The 1,556-nt window shown below is 61.9% G+C and carries 1 protein-coding gene; it reads right to left on the bottom strand.

Going from position 1 to position 1,556, the window contains the following annotated elements; genetic code table 11:
- Positions 1 to 356: 356 nt before the first annotated feature.
- Positions 357 to 710, bottom strand: coding sequence for a hypothetical protein (locus ABZX75_RS34350; protein ID WP_355418169.1), 354 nt, complete (start codon positions 708 to 710; stop codon positions 357 to 359).
- Positions 711 to 1,556 lie beyond the last annotated feature (846 nt).

Here is a 1,556-nt window from a genome sequence, read left to right as displayed (position 1 = left end):
CGGCAGGATAAGGAACCAACGAGGCCCCCGTGTTGAAGAGCTACGGACGTCAGACATCCCGCTCAACAGCCCGAGGGCCTCGCCTGTTACGCCACTGTTACGCCACCCCGCCATCACCCGATCAGCGGCCAACCTGAACAAGCTCACTCACGGCGTGTCACAACTCCAGGTCAGGACGGGCCCGACCAGCACCCAGCAAGACCATCACTTACACAAGGAAGTGAACACCCTCCGGGTAGGACACACCAGACGTCGTACCCGGACACGGACCACGACCAAGAGCCCGCATCCTGATCGAGTCGGCGACGGCAGCACAAGACGTTCAGTCAGCAGCTTTCAAAACAAAACGAGGAGGCTCAAGGGGTAGCAGAAGCAACCCCAGGCACCTCAGTTACAACACGGGAATGCTTCTCCTCGGGTAGACCGGGCAGCGCAGATCCGCCGGGCAGACTGTCGATGAGACTAGCGACCCATGCGTCGATGGCTGAACGCAGGACTTTTGTTTCGGTCTCAAGCGCTGTGCCCGGGCTAGTCATCGCGGCCCGAATGAGCGCCTGCAGAGCCGTGGAGAACTCCGGCACCCCTGTGTCCTGCACCGTGCGCGATGGGGAGTGGTCGGCATAAGCAATAGGCGCGGACACAAAGAATGCCGTGCTGGCGAGCGCGAGGGTGCCAGCAGTTTTGGCGATATGGCGGTTCAAATAGCTCACAGCTACCTCCGTCGGGAATAGGGACACGAGTGTTGGTGGACTGGCCGGTCGGACATGGGTCAGTGGCCCTGCCACAACAGCCACGCTAATGGCGCTCCGGGCCTAATGACGGTTCGGATAGGCTGGCTGGGTTACTACTCGACGCTCATCGGCCACGGTCATGTCCCTTGTGGTGGTGTAGCTCGCCAGTCGTGAGCAGGACGTCGGTGCCGTGGCGCGGGCGTCGGGGATCTATGCAAGACCGTCGTTCAGCGCCGCGATGTGATCCGCGGCGGCATTGGAATCGGCGTTCCCCGACGGAGGGCGCCCGGATATGCCGACGGGTTGGACGAGGTTGGTGATGCGGGTGTGGAGCAGGGCAGCTTGCGCAGGGGTCGCCATGTTTGGGGGCAGCCATGGTCTGCTAGACGAGTGCGCGGATCTTGGCGTGTGAGTGGTTGCCGTTCTGCATCTCCGGGAGCAGCCGGAGGAGCCCAGGCCTGGTGTCCCGCGGAAGATCACCGATGCCGATGTGGAGCGGGTGATCGCCAGGACGCTTGAGGAGAAGCCGAGGCACGCGACCCACTGAGCCTTTTCAACTTGAGCTTCAGAACGTCCGCCTGAACGACTGTGACCAGGAATTGGAGCCTCCCGTCACCCGATCGGTGGGTGAGTTGAAAATGCTCACTGATCGACGCGGCCAGGACTATGAATCAGCCCTGGTCACGTCACCACCAGCCCTCTCACTTTTCAGCGGCGTACTTATTATTTACTGGGCCTGGACTTCCCACACGCGGTCCAGGCAGCGAAGATCCTGCGGCACCGCACCGACATCAAAACCGGCACGGTCACCCGGCAGACTGTCTA

It is taken from the genome of Streptomyces sp. NPDC003038 (assembly GCF_040611115.1).
Taxonomy (GTDB): domain Bacteria; phylum Actinomycetota; class Actinomycetes; order Streptomycetales; family Streptomycetaceae; genus Streptomyces.
This window is presented reverse-complemented; position numbering and strand designations above follow the sequence as displayed.